Annotated in this window: 17 protein-coding genes; 3 read left to right on the top strand and 14 right to left on the bottom strand. The window is 55.7% G+C overall.

Annotated elements, in window-relative coordinates:
- Positions 1-58: 58 nt before the first annotated feature.
- The 13 genes from E8K88_RS11060 to E8K88_RS11000 form a co-directional block, all read right to left on the bottom strand.
- Positions 59-1,012 (bottom strand): Bug family tripartite tricarboxylate transporter substrate binding protein, encoded by a 954-nt coding sequence (locus tag E8K88_RS11060; RefSeq protein WP_240754478.1) that lies wholly within the window; start codon positions 1,010-1,012, stop codon positions 59-61.
- Positions 1,013-1,074: 62 nt separating this feature from the next.
- The gene (locus E8K88_RS11055) at positions 1,075-2,046 is read right to left on the bottom strand and encodes a VOC family protein (protein ID WP_136406729.1); all 972 of its coding nucleotides are present in this window, start codon (positions 2,044-2,046) and stop codon (positions 1,075-1,077) included.
- Between the two features lie 26 nt (positions 2,047-2,072).
- A complete protein-coding gene (locus E8K88_RS11050) occupies positions 2,073-3,554 on the bottom strand; it encodes an aldehyde dehydrogenase (RefSeq protein WP_136406728.1) in 1,482 nt (493 codons plus the stop codon).
- A 20-nt stretch (positions 3,555-3,574) separates the two neighbouring features.
- Positions 3,575-4,396, bottom strand: a complete 822-nt coding sequence (locus tag E8K88_RS11045) for an aspartate dehydrogenase (protein ID WP_136406727.1) — start codon at positions 4,394-4,396, stop codon at positions 3,575-3,577.
- A gap of 309 nt (positions 4,397-4,705) precedes the next feature.
- The gene (locus E8K88_RS11040) at positions 4,706-6,406 is read right to left on the bottom strand and encodes a thiamine pyrophosphate-binding protein (protein ID WP_136406726.1); all 1,701 of its coding nucleotides are present in this window, start codon (positions 6,404-6,406) and stop codon (positions 4,706-4,708) included.
- Positions 6,399-7,226 carry an SDR family oxidoreductase gene (locus tag E8K88_RS11035; protein ID WP_136406725.1) on the bottom strand — a complete coding sequence of 276 codons (828 nt, stop codon included), beginning with the start codon at positions 7,224-7,226 and terminating at the stop codon, positions 6,399-6,401. Before E8K88_RS11035 ends, E8K88_RS11040 begins: the two co-directional genes overlap by 8 nt.
- Before the next feature lie 8 nt (positions 7,227-7,234).
- Positions 7,235-8,074, bottom strand: coding sequence for an IclR family transcriptional regulator (locus tag E8K88_RS11030; protein WP_136406724.1), 840 nt, complete (start codon positions 8,072-8,074; stop codon positions 7,235-7,237).
- 2 nt (positions 8,075-8,076) lie between these two features.
- Positions 8,077-9,036, bottom strand: a complete 960-nt coding sequence (locus E8K88_RS11025) for an alpha/beta fold hydrolase (RefSeq protein WP_136406723.1) — start codon at positions 9,034-9,036, stop codon at positions 8,077-8,079.
- A gap of 56 nt (positions 9,037-9,092) precedes the next feature.
- Positions 9,093-9,698, bottom strand: coding sequence for a cupin domain-containing protein (locus E8K88_RS11020; protein WP_136406722.1), 606 nt, complete (start codon positions 9,696-9,698; stop codon positions 9,093-9,095).
- 70 nt (positions 9,699-9,768) lie between these two features.
- Positions 9,769-10,617, bottom strand: coding sequence for an SDR family oxidoreductase (locus E8K88_RS11015; protein WP_420813569.1), 849 nt, complete (start codon positions 10,615-10,617; stop codon positions 9,769-9,771).
- A gap of 12 nt (positions 10,618-10,629) precedes the next feature.
- Positions 10,630-11,406: an ABC transporter permease gene (locus E8K88_RS11010; RefSeq protein WP_136406721.1), complete on the bottom strand. Its 777-nt coding sequence runs from the start codon at positions 11,404-11,406 to the stop codon at positions 10,630-10,632.
- Between the two features lie 90 nt (positions 11,407-11,496).
- The gene (locus tag E8K88_RS11005; protein WP_240754477.1) at positions 11,497-12,501 is read right to left on the bottom strand and encodes an ABC transporter substrate-binding protein; all 1,005 of its coding nucleotides are present in this window, start codon (positions 12,499-12,501) and stop codon (positions 11,497-11,499) included.
- Positions 12,502-12,556: 55 nt separating this feature from the next.
- Entirely contained in the window at positions 12,557-13,249 is a 693-nt protein-coding gene (locus E8K88_RS11000; RefSeq protein ID WP_240754475.1) for an ABC transporter ATP-binding protein, read from the bottom strand.
- Between the two features lie 1,209 nt (positions 13,250-14,458).
- Here E8K88_RS11000 and E8K88_RS10995 point away from each other — a divergent pair.
- Entirely contained in the window at positions 14,459-15,574 is a 1,116-nt protein-coding gene (locus tag E8K88_RS10995) for a porin (RefSeq protein WP_168797309.1), read from the top strand.
- 207 nt (positions 15,575-15,781) lie between these two features.
- Here the strand turns inward: E8K88_RS10995 and E8K88_RS10990 are convergent, their stop codons facing one another.
- Positions 15,782-16,567 (bottom strand): transporter substrate-binding domain-containing protein, encoded by a 786-nt coding sequence (locus tag E8K88_RS10990; protein WP_136406718.1) that lies wholly within the window; start codon positions 16,565-16,567, stop codon positions 15,782-15,784.
- 598 nt (positions 16,568-17,165) lie between these two features.
- Here E8K88_RS10990 and E8K88_RS10985 point away from each other — a divergent pair.
- Positions 17,166-17,885 carry a Crp/Fnr family transcriptional regulator gene (locus tag E8K88_RS10985; protein WP_136406717.1) on the top strand — a complete coding sequence of 240 codons (720 nt, stop codon included), beginning with the start codon at positions 17,166-17,168 and terminating at the stop codon, positions 17,883-17,885.
- 136 nt (positions 17,886-18,021) lie between these two features.
- Positions 18,022-19,131, top strand: a complete 1,110-nt coding sequence (locus E8K88_RS10980; protein WP_136406716.1) for a phosphotransferase family protein — start codon at positions 18,022-18,024, stop codon at positions 19,129-19,131.
- Positions 19,132-19,133 lie beyond the last annotated feature (2 nt).

Genomic DNA, 19,133 nt, shown 5'->3' with positions numbered 1-19,133 from the left:
GAAGATAAAAAGCGATTGCGTCATCGCCATGGCCGTCATGGTGCTGATCTCCTTGGGCTTAGTTCGCCACAAGCCTGCGGGCTTGAATCAGCTTTTCCCATTCGCGTGTTTCGACCAGAATGCTGCTGGCAAACTCTGCAGGACTCATGGACCTGCTACTCATGCCCTGGTTGGTCAAGCGCGCTTGTATGTCTGGCTCGGCCAGAATTTCTGCTGCATCCTGGGCCAACTGCTGAACCAGTTCAGACTCCATGCCAGCTGGACCCAACAAGCCATACCACGAGCTCACATCGATGCCTGGCACGCCCAACTCGTTCAAGGTGGGCAGCTCAGGGGCAATGGGTGAGCGCAATGCCGAGGTGGTTGCCAGCACCTTGAGCGTGCCCGCCTGCATATAGGGCATGACCGAAAACAGGCTGCTGAACGCCATTGGCACGACCCCAGCCATAACGTCATTGATGGCCGGGCCTGTGCCGCGATACGCCACATGCAATATGTCGACCTCTGCGTTGTGCTTGAACAACTCCCCTGCCATATGCAGCCCACTTCCAACGCCAGGAGTGGCGTAGCTGAGGCTGTCTGGTTGAGCTTTTGCCTTGGCAATCAGGGCATCCACAGTGTCAATGCCGGCATCGCGATGAACGACCAGTACGTTGGGCGTGTTCGCCAGCATGGTGATGGGCGTGAAATCGCGCTGGATATTGAACGGAAAGTTCGGCATCAACACAGGGTTGATGGTGATATTGCCTGCTGGCACCACCAACAATGTGTGACCATTGCCCCTGGCACGTTTGGCACGCTCCATGCCAATATTGCCGCCTGCACCGGCCAGGTTTTCCACTACTGCGGGCTGGCCATAGCGGGCACTCAAGCCTTCAGCCAAGGTGCGCGCCAACACATCCGTGGGCCCGCCAGCAGGAAAAGGCGAGATGATGGTAAAGCGCGCAGATGCCAAGGCCTGCTGCGCTGGCGTGCGCTCTTGCGCTTGCGCAAAACTACCTGTCACCAGCATGGAGCAAGCAATTCCTACAAAATAATGCAGGCGAGGCATGGGCAGTCGCATCCTGGACTCCTTCAGTTCTTTTCCGTCAAGAATTGGCCTTTCGGGCCACTGGCATCTTTCTGGCGGCGCGTGTTGCCATCCAGACCACCGTCGATGGCCCATTCGGCAAACACCGTGGGGCCTGGCTCAAAGTTGCGGGGCTCCCAGTCGCCGGTAAGCTGGTCTTCGTCGGCGTAGTACTCGATCAAGGCTCCGGCCGGATTTTTGAAATACCAAAAGTACGCCGATGACACCGGATGGCGTCCGGGGCCCAACTGGGTTTCCCAGCCGCAGCGTGAGATGTGCATGCCGCCACCAAACACCTCATGGATGTCGCGCACTGTAAAAGCCACATGGTTCAAGCCGCGCTTGCCATTGGGCAACTGCAGCAAAAACAAATCATGGTGGCCGCCGTTTTCTGCACAGCGCATGAAAGCACCCCGCTCTGGGTAGCGATCTGAAGACACAAAACCAAAACGCTCGGTGTAGAAGGCCTCGACTTTTTTCACGTCGGCCACAAAAAACACCACATGGCCAACCTCAATCGGTTGGGCTCGTTCGTAAATTGGTGATGGGGTATTGACACGCGGCTGTGCCTGCCAGGTGTTCATGGCAGCACATGCCACCTCAATCGGTTTTTTTTGCGTGACTTGAAAACGCACAGCCATGCCATTGGGGTCGGTGCAGCCGATGCGCCGTTGGCCTTCTACGCGTTGATCGACAAAGCCAGGATCGCCCTGGATACGGGCAGCAATGACCTCCAGATCAGCCTCGTTGTCTACGCCCCAGACAACTTCGCGCAGCGTCGAGCCTTCTTCAATGGCTGGCGGCAAATCGGGCTTGTCGGCCTTGGCAAGCACGACCTTGCAGCCGTTGAGGCTGCTAAGGACGATGTGGTCTTCGGCTTCGCTACTCAGCGCCAGTCCCCAGTCCAGCATAAAGCGCTGGCAGGTCGCCAGGTCCTGAACTCCATACGTGATTTGGTCAATCCCTAATACGCTCATCTTGCGACTCCTTGTATGCCCATGAATCAAACCCCGGCCCATGCCAGTGGTGTCTCGTTGGTTCCCCAGTACATGCTTTTTTGCTCCATGTACTGGAAAATGCCTTCACGCCCTTTTTCACGCCCCAGGCCCGAGTCGCGCCAGCCGCCAAATGGCGTGGCGATCGAGAACTGCTTGTAGGTATTGACCCAGACCGTGCCCGCTTGTACGGCGCGGCCCAGTTTCCAGGCGCGTTTAAAGTCACGGCTCCACACGCCTGCAGCCAGGGCGTACACGCTGTCATTGGCCTGCTCGATCAGCGATGCCTCGTCATCAAAAGGCATGGCCACCAAGACCGGACCAAAAATTTCTTCCTGAGCAATGCGGGCCTGGTTGTTCAGACCTTCGATAATGGTCGGCGTGTAGAACCAGCCTTTGTCAAACTGCGCGCCACTGGGGCGCACCCCGCCGGTGCGAATCCGGCCGCCCTCGTCCACGCCCATGGCCACATAGCGCTCGATGCTTTCACGGTGCTTGGCGGTAATCAGCGGACCCATTTGCGTGTCTTCGCTGGCAGGGTCGCCCACCCGCAAGCGCTGCGCGCCATCCACCAGGCGGTCAACAAACTCTTCGTAAATGCGGCGCGCCACAAACAAGCGCGAGCCGGCAATGCATGACTCGCCCGAGCTGCTGAAAATGCCATACAAAACGCCTGCGATTGCGTGGTCCAGATCGGCATCTTCAAGCACCATCGTGGCCGACTTGCCGCCCAGCTCCATCGAGACGGGCATCATTTTGTCGGCCGCAATCCTGGCAATGTGCTTGCCGGTGTTGGTGCCACCGGTAAAGGAAACCCGTTTGACCAAAGGATGTTTGGTAATCGCATCGCCAATGACCGAGCCTTTGCCCGGCAACACGCTGAGCATGCCTTTGGGCACACCTGCTGCCTCGCAAATACGCGCCAGCTCCAAAGACAGCAGCGGCGTGACCTCTGCAGGCTTGAGAATGACCGCATTACCAGCAGCCAGCGCAGGCGCCAATTTTTGTGCATCACTGGCAATGGGCGAGTTCCACGGCGTGATCGCAGCCACAACGCCCATGGGTTCATGCACACTCATGGTCACGTAGTCGCCTCGCGATGGTGTGATGGTCTCTTCCAATGTTTCGCAAGCAGCGCCAAAGAACTGGAATGTGCTGGCGGCACTGGCGACCAACGCACGGGTTTCGTTGATCGGCTTGCCGTTATCCAAACGCTGCAATTGGGCCAGTTCTTCAGCGCCATCGCGGATCATCTGTGCAACGCGGTAGAGCACTTCAGCACGCTGGTGTGGCAGGCGGCTGGCCCAATCGCTGGTGCTGAAGGCCTGGTGTGCGCGCTCAATGGCTTCGTTGGTGTCTTCTACCGAGGCGGCGTGAAGCCGCCCCACCTCTTCGCCGGTGGCTGGGTAGGTGCTGGCATAGGCCTCACCTCGACCATTGCGCCATTCACCAGCGACATTGATCTGCCATGTGTCATGTGTAGTGCTCATCGTGCTCGTCCTTGTCTTGATCAAATCACTGTATGTACAACCCGGTTGCGGATCGCCCGCACCAGGCTGTAGACCGTTTGTGCCGATGTTTTGGGATTGGCCTCCAGAGGCAAATTGCGCATCGTCAACTCAAAGCTCCCAAATGCGCCAGCGGCTTCTACAGTGTGGATGTTGTCGGTCACATTGGGGTCTGCGATCAGGCGCACTTGCGTCGCATCCATGCCCAAACCCGCCAACGAAATGGTCGCGGCCACATTCGCATTTTTGGGAAACTGGGCTGCTGCCTCTCGCGCAGAACCCTCAAACAGGGTGTGCGCCTGATCAAGGCTTTGCAAATCCACCGATCGCTCAGCGGGCGTGCCCAGCCAGGCCAATGGCGGTTTGCGACCGGTGTAGCGCACCGAGCTCAGCCCACCAATCTTGGCTGCGGCCAATGCATCAACCGCACCGATAGCGCCGGATACAAACTCCACCTGGGTCTGCCCTTGGCGCGCGGCCTCTTCCAGTTCCTCGGCCAAGCCTGGCTCAGACAAGGCCCCCATCGATGCAACGATGCAAGCCTGTCCGCGCTGCAATGCGGCCAAGATATGCTGGTGGATTGCGGCATGGCCGGCAGCTTCCACGACCAGATCAATACCGGTGGTGGGCACATGGTCGAGCAGTTCAGCCTCTGGGGCCCATTGCGCCAGTTGCTCCACAGTTTCAGGCATCCAAGAAGCAGGCGATAAATCAGCCAGCACGACTGCGGCCAAGCGCACTTGTGGCGTTTGCTGCAACAGGGCTGCAGCGGCGCTGCCAATCGCGCCAAATCCAATCAAAGCAATATTCAGTGGTGTTGTCATAGGCGGTGTCTGCAATACAAATCCATATCGGGTGATGCCTTAGAGCCTGTTCATCTTCTGCACGCAGGCGCGCAAGGCATGAAACAGTGGCAGTGCAAGGCGGCTGTTGCCGCCCATGCATGTGCATGAGCGAAGCGGGCAGCGCAGCCATACTGCTTGTGAGCCTTGCTGTTTTTTCGCGGGTTAGTGCCCAAACGGCACGCTGCTTTATTAAAAATTCTTGCCGGGCCAATGACCCGACTGCGTTTAGCCGCGCACCGTCTTCTTTTAGGCTCCAATGCGGTATGCGCCGAAATGATGAACGGGCTCTTACACAGGTGCCAAGGCTGGGATTTGCTTGAGCTTGTTGACCGGTGGTCCAGCAAAATGGCTTTTGAAACTGCCAATTGAGAGCATGTCGACCTCCAGCATGAACGGCCCTTTTTGCGCGTGCGCCTGTTGCAACAAAGCGGGCAAATCAGCCATATTGGTAAGACGCGCATGGGGCAGTTGCAAAGAGGCGCACAGCTGCTCGTAATCGGGCGTGTGCAAATCGACATAGCAGTGGCGACTACCGTATTGCGCCACTTGGATGTTCTTGATCACGCCGTAGCCTTTGTCGTTCATCAAGACAATCACAGCATCGCACTGCTCTTGCACCAAGGTCGCCAATTCACCCAAATTCAGGATGAATCCACCATCTCCTGCAATACACAGCGTTTTACGGCCAGAGTGTGTCGCGGCCGCGCCTACCGCTGCGCCAATGGCCATGGGCATGCCCTGGCCTATGCCACCACCAGTGGCATGCACGCCCTGGTTTTTCTCAAATACCCGCAGCTCACGGTTACCCCAGGTGCTGTTGGAGATGGTCACATCGCGCACCCAATTGAAATTGCGCCCGGCCACCTGCTGAATCTGCTGCACCAGGGCGGCATAAGGCCCCAAACCATCGCGTAAAGTCGCGACAACCTCGTCATGAACTTGGCGCAGGTCACGCAGCAATTGCGGCTCGGCTCGCCAAGCGCGTTGTTCCAGACGGTCGGCCAAACCTTCCAGCGCCAGCTTGGCATCGCCGCAGACAAATTGTTCGTTGGCATAGCAGCGCCCATTGGCGGCGCTGTCGACATCGATTCGCAGCAATGGTTGGGGCAGCTTGAGCTCGTAGGTCAGGGTTTCGTTGCTGCGCAAGCGCGAGCCCACCACCAGCATCGCATCGCAGGTTTGGTAGAAGGCCTCGACTGGTTTATGGATGTTGTAGGCCCCCAGCGAGCCGGGGTCGTCTTCGGCCACAATGCCCCGCCCTTGCACTGTGCTGACAATACCAAAGCCCAGCTTCTGCAGGCGTTTGACGGCCTCGCCTGCGTCGCGCGCGCCACCACCGAGCCACAGCAACGGCCGTTTCGTTTGGGCCAGCCGCTCGGCCAATTGGTCCAGAGCTGCCTCAGCGGGCACAGCCGTGGCAATCGGCAGAGGCGACAGATCCTCAGGCATCGGGATCAGGGCCTGCTGTACATCAATCGGGATTTCAATGCTGACCGGCCCGGTCGGCGCGGTCATGGCCACTTGCACGGCTTTTTTCAACACGCCCAATGCATTGTCTGCCGTCCAGACACGAAAAGCCGCCTTGGAAACCGCCTCGAGCATTTTGAGCTGCTCCGGCGCTTCATGGATGTAGGCCATTTTTCGGTCCAGATAGGGCACCTCAATCTGGCCCGTGATGTGCAGCACTGGCGCGCCTGCGGTGGTGGCCTCGACCAGGCTGCCAGCGATGTTGCCAGAGGCTGGACCCGTGCTGGTAATACACACTCCCAGGCTGGAGGTAGAGCGCGCATAAGCATCTGCCATATTGCCAGCGCCAGCTTCACCGCGAGCAGGCACAAAGCGCACCTGACCGCGCTGTGCGAAGGCATCGAGAATCGGCATATTGTGAATGGAGATCACGCCAAATGCGGCCTTGACACCGCATTTCTCCAAGAAAGCAGCAACTACAGCGCCAACGGTGACCAAGGTGGGTTGGTTCTTATCATGCATAACGAGAATGACCTCCAGAAATATCAATATGGCTGCCAGTCGTGTAACTGGCCAGCGGGGACGCGAGAAAAACAATGGCTTGCGCAGCCTCTTCAGGCCTGCCTAAGCGCCCCATTGGTATGTGTTTTTGTTGTGCCAAGGCAGCGCTCCACTCTGGCCAATCGAGCGCCTGGTTATCACGCGCGGCAAAGCGGCGTCGCCATTGGCCTGACTCGATCAAACCAATCAAAATGCCATTGACGCGCACTGCCTTGGGGGCGAATTCAGTGGCCATTGAGCGCACCAGATTGACAAGACCTGCACGCGCTGCAGAAGTCGCCACCATATGGGCCTCGGGCTGGCGCGCCAGTAGCGAGTTGGAGCAAACAATCGCTGCATCTCCCAGTTGCCGAGCTTGTTGCTCCAGCTGCGGTAAAAACGCCCGTGTCGGGTAGATGATCGAGAAAAACTTGAGATTGAGCTCATCGCGCCAAGCGTCGTCATCGGTTGTCGCAAAGGTCGAAACACGGCCCTGCCCTGCGTTGTTGATGAGCACCGAGGCTGGGCCCAATGTGGTTTGCACCTCCAAAGCAAACGCACGCACGCTGCTCTCGTCAAGTACATCGCAGGTTTGCGCATGCAATTGCGCGTTGGGGTGCGCGGCCTGCAATTGCGCGCGCGCAGCGGCCAGCCGCTCGGGGTTGCGCCCACAAATGGCGACCTTGGCACCACAGGCCAATAGCAAGTCTGCCGTCGCCAAGCCAATGCCGGAACTACCCCCTGTCACAACAGCGGTTTGGCCCGCCAGCGCATCACTGGAGAATCGGTTGTTGTTTTGCATACCGCTCCTTACTGCATGGCCCACTGCGTGACCAGTTTGCGACGCTGTATCGCAGGCGCATAATCAAGCAGCGCCGACAGCTCATTGGCACATTCACACACGCGATCAATCAACAGCATGCGCTGGCTGTCATCGATCGCAGGAGTGCCTAATGTGACGCCCATGGCGGCCACAATCTGTCCACTGTGATTAAAAACGGGTGCTGCAACGGTAGAGATATGGGCTTCATACACCCCCTCACCGACCACATAGGATTGCGACCGAATGCACTGGGTGGCGTCGTAGAGTGCCTGCACATTTCGGGGGGTGTGTTTGGTAAAAGATTTCAATTCAGTGCCTGGATATAAATGGTTGAGCTGCTCAAAGTTCAGCTCGCTTAAGACCACCTGCCCTAAAACAGTCGCATGCGCGGGCAGGCGTGTACCTATGGAGACAGAGCTAATAAATGGATTGTTCGACGCAGACGCTTTGCTGATGTAGACGATATGGCTGCCATCGCGCACCACCAGATTGGCCGCATGGCCTGTTTGCTGACACAAACGATTGACCAGAGGGTTGCCCAACTCGGTCAAATCCAGCGAAGCCAGGTATTCAAAGCCCAGACGCAACACGCCCAAGCCCAGCCGGTACTCGCGCCCACTTTCGGTTTTCTCTACAAAACCCATGCTTTCCAGCGTATTGAGTAAGCGAAACACGCTAGAGCGCGGCAGTTGCAAGCCTTGCGCTAACTCAGGGGCGCTGCAGACGCGCCTCTCGCGGCTGAATTGGCCAAGAATCATCAAGCCGCGCTCCAGCGCGGGAACGATGTAGCGAGGCTCTTGGGCATCAATCAGGTGCTTATCGATCATATTCACACGCCATTCGCCGTAGTGGAGGACAAGGTGGCTAACACCTGGTTGAGCCGCTCGGCTACGGCATGAGGCTGCTCTACATAGCAGGCATGGCCGGCGCCCTCAATCAGCCCCAAGGGCTCAGAAAAAACATCGGCCACCTGCTGGCATTGCGAAGGCGTAGTAATGGCATCGGCACTGCCAGTCCAAATGTGCACGGGCAAGCGATACAGCGGCGAGCCTTTGCGCTGGCGTTGGGCTTCAATCGCACGGCAATAGCGCAACAGGTCATCACCGCACAGCAACTCCGTTGCTTGGCGGTAGCCTTGTGGCTGCAAACGTGCCATATTCCAGTGCACCCAGGCCTTGGCATTGCCACTGGCTTGCGCACTGAGCAAATGGCTATAGCGCGCAGCAGCCATGGCCGCTATACCGGGATCTTCAATGCTGGCCAGCCGCTGTGCACGCACCCGCTGGCCTTCGGCTACTCGGGCCGCACTACCGTAGCCCAATGCAGGACTGATCAATACCAGTGCACGCGGAATCAACCCCGGCACCATGCTTGCGGTAAAAGCGGCCGCACTGAGCGCACCCAATGAATGCCCAACCAACACAAAATCACCAATCGACAACGCAGCCAGTAGACGCTGCAGTTGTTGGGCATACGCGGTTGCTTGTGGCTGCGCCTGGGCCAAAGGACTGGACTCGCCATAACCGGGCGCGTCCCAGGCCAAGAGTCGGCGTTGCAAATTAAAAATGCGCGCCAACTCCAGCCAAGAGGCAGAACCTGAACCGATACCATGCAAAGCCACCAACACAGGCGCTTGAACCAAGCCAGCGACCGTATCGCGCGCAGAAACCACAGCACCGTCGGCCATTCGAATATTGAACAGGCCAAAAGTAGCCTCCAAGTCTTCGAGTTGGGCGGCACTGGGGTTAGGTGCGTCCGTAGGCGCAGGAGCAGCAATCGGGGAAGTCATGGTGGTGTACATGCTGGAATCAGGAAACGTCTTCAGGCATACGCCCTAGATACGCGTTATTTTTTTTCGCGCTTGATGTGTGCCAGTGGATGGTCTGCTGGATAGGTCGGCGTGATGGGCTTTTTCGCGCCCAGCATCACGCACATCAAGGCGTCTTCGTCACCGATGTTGATTTCTTCACGGTAGACACCCGGTGGCACGGAGACCAGATCGCGGTCGGTCAAAATCGTCTCGTAGCGCTCATCGCCATGTGTGATAACCAGCTTGAGCTTGCCGCGAATGACAAAAAAGATTTCTTCCACATCGGTGTGAATATGTGGCGGGCCTTCGTGACCAGCTGGGATTACCATCGTGGAAAAAGTGAAATGCTCGCTGGGCACGGTATTGAGGTCATTGCCCACGCCAGTTGCGCCTGTGCCCACATAGCGCATTTGCGCGCGGCGGAACTTGGGGTCAAAATCGGCTTGGAATTTCAACGCATCCCAGTCGTATTTGCGCGTTGAAAATCGGGCAATGCGACTGGTCATCCACTCTTCCAAACTCGCGCCTGGAGTACGGTCCCAACTGCGTGACTCCTTGTTCACTTGCTCTGCAACAACAGCATCTTGCTGTGCTTGCGGGCTGACCGCTTGGGAATTGTGTTGGTGTGCGACTAAAGACATAGTGGACTCCTCATGCAAAAAATGTGATTGGTGTTAAAGATCGAATTGGGTGATGGCATGCGCTCACTGCTCAATGCATGACAAAACCACCGTTGACTGGCAACACCTGACCAGTCACGTAACGTGAGAGATCCGACAGCGCAAACAGCACTGCGCCACAAACATCTGCAGCGTGCTGCTCCCGCGGCAGTGCGCGGCCTTCGACGTAGTGCTGATGGCGGGCTTGCGGCACATACTCAGTGGCCTCCACCAAGGTCAAACCAGGCGCAATTGCATTGACAGTGATGCCATCGCCACCCCACTCACGCGCCAGAGAATGCGTGACAGCGGACACAGCGCCCTTGCTGGCCACGTAAGCAAGCAGATTGGGCGCGCCCCATAACACGGTGTCCGAGGTCAAATTGACAATAGCGCCCCGGCCACTGGCGGCCAATGCGGCATGGCAGGCACGGCTCATCAACCAAGTGCCGCGCACATTCACATTCATGACCCGGTCCCACACCGGCACTGTCAAGGCATGGGCCGACAAGCCGCCCGAATCGGTCACTGCAGCGTTGTTGACCAGGCCATCGAGCCCCCCCAGCAACTCAATGGCACGCTGCGCAGCCACCGTGATGGAGTCGACGTCCGCCAGATCAAGTGGCACGCTATGCACCACAGCGCCGGTTTGCCGCAGCGCATCTGCCGCTAGCACGAGCTCGTCTTGCAAAATGTCCGCAATGACAAGCTCTGCGCCAGCTTTGCCAATGCAATGGGCAAAAGCCAAACCCAAGCCCCGTGCAGCGCCGGTCACCACGATCTTGCGCCCCTTGAGCAAATCCACCGGAATGCTCTTTAGCACTTGCTTGAACAAGTCCTCACGCTGAAGCGCTGATGTACTGCCCCCATTTGACGCAATGGCCTTCATTACAGTGGTCATGCCAACTCTCCTTTAGACCGTGGTCACGTTAGCGCGAGGGATGTAATGCAACACTCTGCGCTCAAGCCACACAACAGCCCAATACGCCAGCAAGCCCACCAAGGTCAGCCCGGCAATGGCGACAAAAACGCCTGCAGTGTTGCCTTGCCCTTCGGCATCCACCAGCAAATAACCCAAGCCCTTGTTGCCGCCCACCAATTCGCCGACAGTGACACCAATCACCGCGAGCGTGGCCGCAATACGCAAACCTGAAAACAACGAAGGCATGGCAGAGCGGAATTCGACCAAGCGGAAAATCTGGAAACGTCCTGCATTGAGTGTGCGCACCAAATTGACCATATCTGGATCAACGGTACGAACTGCCGATAGGACGTTGATCATTACTGGGAAAAATACGATCAGGATAGCCACCAATACCTTGGGATAAATGGTGTAGCCCAGCCACATCACAAACAAAGGCGCGAAAGCGACTTTGGGGGCGATTTGCAAGGCCAGGATGTAGGGCGAGAGCACGGACTCGGTTTTAGGAGACAGGCCTAAAACAACACCAAAGAAGATCCCCAACAGTGAGCCCAGCACAAATCCCAGAATTACCTCTAGAGTGGTAATCCAAAAATGGCCTAGCAGGTCACTATTGCTCCACATATGGCCTGCCTCTTGCACGACACGGGTAAATTGTGGAAACACATACTCAGGCATTCCCAGCACAACTGGGCCCCATTGCCAGAGCATCAAAAACACCAACAGCACCAAGCCGCTGCTGATCCACGTGGAAGCATCTTTTTTCATTATCAATAAACTCTTATCAAAACAACTGCTTAAGCATCCATCGAGACTGCTGCTCATGCGCAGCGCAGATGGAAGCCCGTCCTTATTGAATTACTGCGCGTCTACAAACTGGTTGGTGTAGAGCGTGTCCAGTTCTTGCGCACGCGGCACGATGCCTTGCGCGACATAAAAATCCTGCACAGCCTTGAGGCGCTCAGCATCTATGCGGCCCAACACTTTTTGATCGGCGTAGACGTAGTCGCGGTAGAGCTCAAAGGTTCGACCCACCCATTGCTCTTGCCCCTGGTAGGCAGGCACGGCCTGTACGTAAGCAGCGGTCGCAGCCTGTGGGTCTTGCATGATGTCCTGCATGCCGCGTAAGGTGGCTCGCACCAGTTTTTGCACCAGCTCTGGGTTGTCGTTGATGACTTTCTCGGAAGCAATGATCGCTTGCGCCATACTTTGGAAGGTTTGCTCCCGCGGCATGATGTTCACCTTGGTGCCGGTTTGCTCAACGTTGACAATCCAATCAGGCACTCCTGCGATGGCATCCGAGCGACCTGTATTGAACAATTGCCACACACCCGTCGGACCGGCTGCCTGGATATCCAAATCGCGGCGATTCAAGCCCACCTTTTCCAGCGAGCCTAGAAATGCGTAATAGGTCGTATCGCTGTAAGCGACAACTGTGGCGGTTTTGCCTTTCAAGTCAGTCAAATTGCTAATACCACTGTCTTGCTTGGTGCCTATCAAAGTCAGCGACCCGGCTCCCAGCACAGCAACTGCTTGAACAGGAATTCCATTGGCACGCACGATGATGGGCGTGTCGCCCATCGCTCCACCAATCACCGCGTTGCCTGCCCCCACCTGTTTGGCCACATCGACACCACCGCGCGCTGCGATAAATCGCACATTCAAGCCCTCGTCCTTGTAATAGCCTTTGTGCTGCGCCAGCATCCAAGGGGCAAAAGCAGTAGAGGTCACTGGTGCAGGCAACAAATAAGTAACCTCCTCCAAATCCTGCGCAACCGCACTGGGCGTCGCCGACCAGGCCGCAAGCCCCATGGCCAAGGGAAATACAAATAATCGAAGCAGATCAATAGAACGGTGTTTCATCGTGCATCCTTGTTGTGACTTTGAACTTTGGCAATCCAAGCGCTTTGTCTTGAGCTCAGTGCAGATCTTCCTGACCCACTCGCAATAACTCCATCAAGCGGCCTTGAATGGGGGCAATCTCAGACATGCGGCGTCGCTGCATCGGGTTATTGCGATGGGGCAACTCAACGATGATTTCCTCAATAATTCGTCCCGGCCGCTCGCTCATGACCAAAATACGGTCGGACAAGGCGATCGCCTCGATCAAGTCGTGCGTAATAAAGAGCGCAGTTTTTTTCTCATCCCACAGCGTCTCGGCCAAGTCTTGCTGCAACACCATCTTGGTTTGTGCATCCAAGGCAGAAAATGGCTCATCGAGCAGCAAGACATCGGGGTTGACAGCCAATGTCCGTGCCAATGCAGCCCGTTGTCGCATGCCACCTGACAGCTGGTACGGGTAATGGTTTTCAAAACCACCCAAATGGCATTTCTTGAGCAGTGCATTGGCCACCTGGTGGCGCTTGTCCTTGCGCACACCATCAATTTCCATGCCGAGCTCGACGTTCTGGCGAATCGTGCGCCATGGCATTAACAAGTCCTTTTGCAACATGAATGCCACTTGTCGCACCGTACCAGTCACCCGCACCCCTTCTACCAGCACTTCTCCTTCGCTAGGCAAATACAAACCAGAACCCATATTCAGCAAAGTGCTCTTGCCACAGCCTGATGGGCCGATGACTGAAACAACCTCGCCTTTTTGAATTTGCAAATTCAAATGCTGCACTACATTGGAAGCATTGGGCTGATTACGCGTGGGAAAATGTTTAGCAACATTTTTAAACTCTATATGTGGTGGCATCGCGTTCTTACGTTTCACTATTAAAACATTAATTAATATTTGATCTTTTATTTATTAAATCAGCCAAACCAGCCAAAACAAACTAGGCCAAACCCTTAGATATCCTCAGAAAAATATCTATTAAATGTCAAATATTCATATTATTGACAATGCTCGCAAAATGTTTCACTTATGGAATCGTTAAATATTTAACATTTATATTTAATTGACACTTCATATCAGAAAAACAAACCTGCATCGCGCATCAAAACATCAAAGTGCAGCATGGAGACGAAATACCAATGCAAGCTGCATGACAGCACACACAAACCCCACAACAAACGCCACAACCCATTGATAAACAATTACTTAATCACAAAAAAATCCACCCTAAAGCAGCCATAAAACCAACCCGCCCCATAAAAACAATCTAAGGACGGCTTGCCTCACCAATTCACGTATTTTAAAAATTCAACAACCACACCAATAACCAATACACCAACAACAATTCACCAATAAAACAATGAACCAATACGCCTCAAAATAGGGGAAACACCAGCTTGCCAAAAATATCAGAGCACAACTAACATCACTTCAGCCAATCAATTAATCAATACCACATCAAGCCAAGCTCTTATATAACAACTCAAATAAAACCAAGTTTACGGCACCCATCAATAATACCATTCAATATTTGATTTGATCCATATTTAAAACCACATGCCATTTAATCCACATCACCGCTTTGCAATTAAAAAGAACTCATCGGCGCACAGCTGTTCAGTTGCTCCTATATACCGCCTCAATCAATGCAGCACAGGCGACCAACCATCGCGCCGAGAACGCCAGCGCTGCCTCTGACCTGCGCCGCCCCCCCAATCAACCGAAGGTGTGTCGTTCAAGCACAGTGCACAACTGCAGCATCTACAACGACTACACCAGGTTGAGCCAGCAACACATCCAGCGTGGTGTTAGCAGCTCATAGAGAAGCATGGGCGCTGACCTGCTTCTGCGAGATCGAGGCTGCAGCGCACGTACATACCCCAGACAGATACCGCCGCTGTACTTGCTCCAACAAACAGGGCGCAGTGCGAATTCTGCTATTTGAGTTTTCGTTTTAAACATATGGAGGAGATACCAATGAAACGAGTTTTTCACATGCGCAATACCGCTCTTGCAGCCGCCACCATTGGTTGCATGGCCAGTGGCAGTGTGTATGCACAAAGCAATGTCAGTGTTTACGGTGTACTTGATACTGGTGTCGAATACCTCAATCGCGTCGAGGGTTCTGGATCCATGACCCGGATGCCACTGAATACGGGTGGACAAACTGCTTCACGCCTTGGTTTTAGAGGCTCCGAAGATTTGGGAGGCGGACTCAAAGCCGTTTTTGTGCTGGAAAGTGGTCTATCGCTCACCGATGGCCGCTATATGCAAGGTGGCCGCGCTTTTGGTCGTCAAGCGTTTGTTGGGCTCAGCGGAAGCTGGGGTTCACTGACATTCGGTCGGCAGCAAGCCATGGGCCAAGCGGCACTGATGGCCAGTGATGTGATCGGCTCCGCGGTCTATAGTTTGGCCTCACTGAACTCCTATATTCCCAATCAGCGCATGGACAACTCCGCTGTCTACCAAGGCACCTTTGGCAATTGGACTGTAGCTGCCATGTATTCCACTGCGCGTGATGGATTACCGCCGTCCAACTGTGGCCCGCAGCAAAGCAAAAGTGGCTGCTCCGGGTATTCAGGCATGCTTCAATACGACAATAAACGCTGGGCCGTGACGCTTGCGCACAACGCAAACAAGGGCATTGAAGGCTCAGGATTCTTTGGCCAGCCACCAGGCCTGGTCTATGACAACAAGAGCCACGACAACTACACCTTTCTCACTGGTTACCTGATGCTCAATACCACGCGATTTGGCGGCGGCGTGATACACCGAGAACTGCGATCAGTCAACGAAACGTTCCGCAGCGACCAGTATTTCCTTGGCGTACGCCAGCCCTTAAGTGCATCCATCGTGCTCGATGCCGAATACATTTATCTCAACGCCAACCGCGAGCAAGCCAATGCCCAACTGCTCACGGTACGCGGTTCGTACAACCTGAGCAGACGCAGCGCAGCCTACATTTCAGCCGGCTATTTGAAAAATGATGCGCAAGTTGGCTATAGCGTCTCGGCTGGTACGCCAGTGCCAGCATCGCCCGGTTTAGGGCGCAGCCAAGCGGGCATGATGGTGGGGTTTCGCCACTCATTCTAAGAAATGGCGCGCAGAGCTAAGAGACAGTTCTGCGCTTGGGCACCGCTCGCATACAAAGCGGACTACAACACCCCCTGCGGAAGTTACAAGCGGCATCCACACAGACCGCACATGCAACAGCCCTTGCACTGGCATGCGTTTCTCAAGACGCTGCACGATGCCGAATGCACAGCGCCCGCATTTTGTCCGCTCAAATACGCGAAACTATTACTGCAGCCATTGTTGCGCCTCTTGTTTGAGCACACCCCGAAGGCCAAGCACATCCCAAGTGAACGCCATCACACGTGTGTAATCTGCATCATCCGTAGGCAACATGAAACCGAGTTCATTGACGGGTGTGAGAGGCTGCTCCAAATAAGCCGCATACAAACGAGGATCAGCCTTGCTGTAGTGCAGTGCCTCATAGGTCTCGGTAATCATCACATCGCCCTTGCCCTCAGCAATCAGGGCAGGAATCTCGGCATTTTTGTCATGCGTGCTGATCTGTGCATTGGCCATGTTTTGCAACACGTAGGCCTCATTCGTACCACCAGGATTTTTAATCACACGCACCTTGGCTTGGTTCAAATCCTCGGGCTTCTTGAACTGGTCTTTGTCAGCCGTGCGCACCAAGGCCACTTTGCCGAACGGCGCATAACCAGGCAGCATATGGACCTTGCCGATGCGCGCCGCATTGCGGGTAATGCCTCCAACGGCGACATCAAAGCGGTTGTTCTGCAGATCCTCCATCAGCTTGGGCCAGGTGGTGTCGACGTATTCGACTTTAACGCCCAGCTCTTTGGCCATGGCCTCAATCACCTCGATATCGTGGCCTGCATATTGGCCATTGGTTTTCATGGCAAACGGTCGGTAGTCACCTGGCGTACCTACCCGCAGCACTTTGTTTTGCAGGATGGTATCGAGGCGCTCGCCAGCTTGCGCAGGCACGCTGGCAAGACTGATAGCCACGACCAAGGCTGACAGGCAGCCAGAAAAAGATAAACGGATTGACATACTGAGATACTCCATCAATAAACGCCCTAAGAGCCTGTTCACAATGCCCACGCAACCGCGCAAGACAAAAAAAGCGGCAATGCGAGGCGCCTATTGCAGCCCATACGTTTGTATGCGCAAAACAGGCAACGCAGTAATGCTGCTTTTTTTGGGCTTCAGACGCGGCTGCGTCGAGATGATGAACCGCTCTAAGCCATGCTTCAAGGGCGGACACAAAGGCCGCTATTGTGTTGCAAACGCGCCAAGATACTATGCGTGCTTCACCCAATGCGGTGTCTACCCAGCCGCTCACACCCCAGAGAGAATAATCAGGCACTCAAGCAGGCGAAGCGCAGCAAAGTACGGCATCGATGCCTGCCCTCTTGATTGTGCGCATACAGGAAAACCTGCATGAAATCATGGGGTCGGAGCCTGCTCAATGACTGTCAACTTATCCATAATATGCCTTGTTGCAGTGCACGATAAATGCCAAGGGCGCAGCACCGCGCTTGCCTGCTGGCACTGCTGCCGACCAGAGACACAAGCCTAAACACTCCGCGTTGGCTGCCTCACAAGCAGTCCCCCGATAAACCCGAATCAGTCACTCAAAAGACAGGCTATGGACGAACCCATTCTTACCATGCAGGAACGTGAAGCGATCAACACCGGTCGCTGGTTCAGCACTCTCTCTCCTTCTCTGAGGCACGATATCCTGCGATGTGCACATGTCAAACGGTACAAGGACGGCGCTTTGATTTGCGCTCGTGGCGACACTCCCGAGGAGTGGATTGCCTGCGCCAAGGGGGCCGTGCGCGTGAGTTCGACCTCGCTGACAGGCAAACAAATCACGTTGACCTATGCAGAGCCAGGCGTCTGGTTTGGCGATGTGGCGCTGCTGGACGGGGACAAGCGCACGCACGATGCCTATGCGCACGGCGACACAACCATCGTGATGGTGAGCAAACCGGATTTCTTCAAAATACTGGAATCGCACGTGGAGTTCTACCAGGCGATTTTGCGCATGCATGCGCGCCGCATTCGCGGTCTGTATGGCTTGGTCGAGGACCTGAACACACTGCCGCTGCGCGCGCGCCTGGCCAAACAATTGCTGCATTTGGCGCGCAGCTACGGGATTGCCGATTTGAATGGCGGCAACCACATCCGCATTGGACTGCAATTGGCACAGGAAGAGCTGGCACAGCTGCTGGGCGCTTCACGCCAACGCGTCAACCAGGAACTCAAGGGCATGGAGCGCGAGGAGATCATCCGCATCGAAACCGGTGGCTTAATCATTCTGAGCCGCGATGGCTTGCTGAAAATTGCCGAGGCGGGCGACTAAACCACCCCACCACCTGCTGCCACCATTTAAGTCCTGCGCCATTTGCGCGCTGGGCATGTACGCCGCATCCGTGGCGCTGCTGCGATCGCTCAGATCGCGCAGCGCCACGGTGCGGCTTTCTTTTTTCGGAGACTGTATGAGCGAATTTGAGCACTTTATTGGCACCCGTGAAGTCGCCAGCGAACATGCTTTTGATGTGCAAGCCTTAACCGGCTGGATGGAGCGCCACGTCGAGGGCTTCCAAGGCCCGCTGTCGGTAGAAATGTTCAAAGGCGGTCAATCCAACCCGACCTACAAACTCAACACGCCTGGCACCAGTTATGTGATGCGCTCCAAACCTGGGCCAGCGGCCAAGTTACTGCCTTCTGCCCATGCGATTGAGCGTGAATATGCAGTGATGAGCGGCTTGGCTGACACTGCCGTGCCAGTACCACGCATGTACGCGCTGTGCGATGACGAGTCCATCATCGGGCGCGCCTTCTACATCATGGAATTCAAGCAAGGCCGTGTGCTGTGGGACCAGTCTTTGCCCGAAATGGGCAACAGCGACCGCGCTGCGCTCTACGACGAAATGAACCGCGTGATCGCTGCGCTGCACACGGTTGATTACCAGGCCAGGGGCCTGGCCAACTATGGCAAGCCCGGCAATTATTTTGAGCGCCAGATTGGCCGCTGGAGCAAGCAGTACAAGGCCTCTGAAACCAAGCACATTGAGGCCATGGAACGCCTGATCGAATGGCTGCCAGCCAATATCCCGGCTTCGGCCAGAAACGAAGACCTCACCTCGATCGTGCACGGTGACTTTCGCCTGGACAATCTGATGTTCGCCAGCGACAGCACCGAGGCAATCGCCGTGCTGGACTGGGAGCTGTCGACCATCGGCCACCCGTTTGCCGACTTCAGCTACCACTGCATGACCTGGCATATCCCCAGCGGCATCTTCCGTGGCATTGGCGACCTTGATCTGGCAGCACTGGACATTCCTTCAGAGCAGCAATACATCGAGCGCTACTGCGAGCGCACCGGCTTCGCGACTGCGCAAGAGCTGCACAAAGACTGGAACTTCTACCTGGCCTACAACATGTTCCGCCTAGCGGCCATTTTGCAAGGCATTGCCAAACGAGCCCAGGACGGCCTGGCCAGCAGCGAACGCGCCAAAGCACAAGGCGAAAACGCCCAACCACTGGCGGAAATGGCCTGGGCCAAGGCCCAGCTTGCGCACAACGCCAACAACACACAGCACTGACT

It is taken from the genome of Lampropedia aestuarii, from assembly GCF_004803635.1.
GTDB classification, from domain to species: Bacteria; Pseudomonadota; Gammaproteobacteria; order Burkholderiales; family Burkholderiaceae_C; genus Lampropedia; species Lampropedia aestuarii.
Note: the sequence above shows the minus strand (reverse complement) of the source record. Positions and strands in the feature narration are given on the sequence as shown.